The 1,130-nt window shown below is 43.3% G+C and carries 1 protein-coding gene; it reads left to right on the top strand.

Annotation, left to right across the window (positions count from 1 at the left end; translation table 11 throughout):
* Positions 1-1,130, top strand: a 1,130-nt coding sequence (locus tag ACOMA7_RS07700) for a mucin-binding protein (RefSeq protein ID WP_421393151.1), incomplete at both ends; no start/stop codon positions are given.

Raw genomic sequence — 1,130 nt, 5'->3', positions numbered from 1 at the left:
GATGGACCAAAGTGGCCAAACGGAACCGATAAGGATAGTTTGAGCAAGAGTGTAAATCAAACTATTAATTATGTGGACGGTAATGGCAAGAGTGTCCATGATGCGAGTCATGACCAAGTAACCTTTAGTAGAACTGCGCAAGTAGATGAAGTCACAGGAGAAGTAACCTACGGTAACTGGGATAAGGTAAGTAGCACCTTTAGTGCGAAAGGCTCACCAGTGGTAAGTGGATATGTCTTAAGAGATGAAGGACAAAAGACCATTCCAGCAAGTACGGTCACCCCAAACTCAAGTGATGAAAACGAAACGGTAGTATACGACAAGGTAGGATCATTAGTACCGGTGGATACCGCAGGTAACCCAATTGACAATGGAAGTCATAACACTAGTTATCCAAATGACAACCAAGATGCGGGAAAGATTACTAACCCAGTAATTCCAAGTATTCCAGGAAAGACACCAGTGGATAAGGATGGCAATCCATTAACACCAGGAAACACCTACCCAGTTGACAGTAGTAAGCCAACTGAAGATACAAAGATTACTTACGTGGACAGTAATCAAAAGGCGAAGGTCAGCTACGTAGACCAAAACACCGGTAAGACATTAGAAAGTGTGGACCTAGAAGGTCAACCACAAAGTACCTCAGATTACCGTACAACTGATACTATCAAGAAGTACAGTGATCAAGGATACGTGGTGGTAAGTAACACCTACCCAGTGAATGGAGTTAAGTTCAATAGTGATGATAAAGAACAAGACTTCACCGTAACATTGGCACACAAAGTAGATACGGTAACACCAGATCAACCGGGCGAACCTGGACAACCAATTAATCCAGCTAACCCGGATGGACCAAAGTGGCCAAACGGAACCGATAAGGATAGTTTGAGCAAGAGTGTAAATCAAACTATTAATTATGTGGACGGTAATGGCAAGAGTGTCCATGATGCGAGTCATGACCAAGTAACCTTTAGTAGAACTGCGCAAGTAGATGAAGTCACAGGAGAAGTAACCTACGGTAACTGGGATAAGGTAAGTAGCACCTTTAGTGCGAAAGGCTCACCAGTGGTAAGTGGATATGTCTTAAGAGATGAAGGACAAAAGACCATTCCAGCAAGTACGGTCAC

Origin of the sequence: Apilactobacillus intestinapis (genome assembly GCF_049166695.1) — a bacterium.
Classification (GTDB): Bacteria; Bacillota; Bacilli; order Lactobacillales; family Lactobacillaceae; genus Apilactobacillus; species Apilactobacillus kunkeei_C.
Note: the sequence above shows the minus strand (reverse complement) of the source record. Positions and strands in the feature narration are given on the sequence as shown.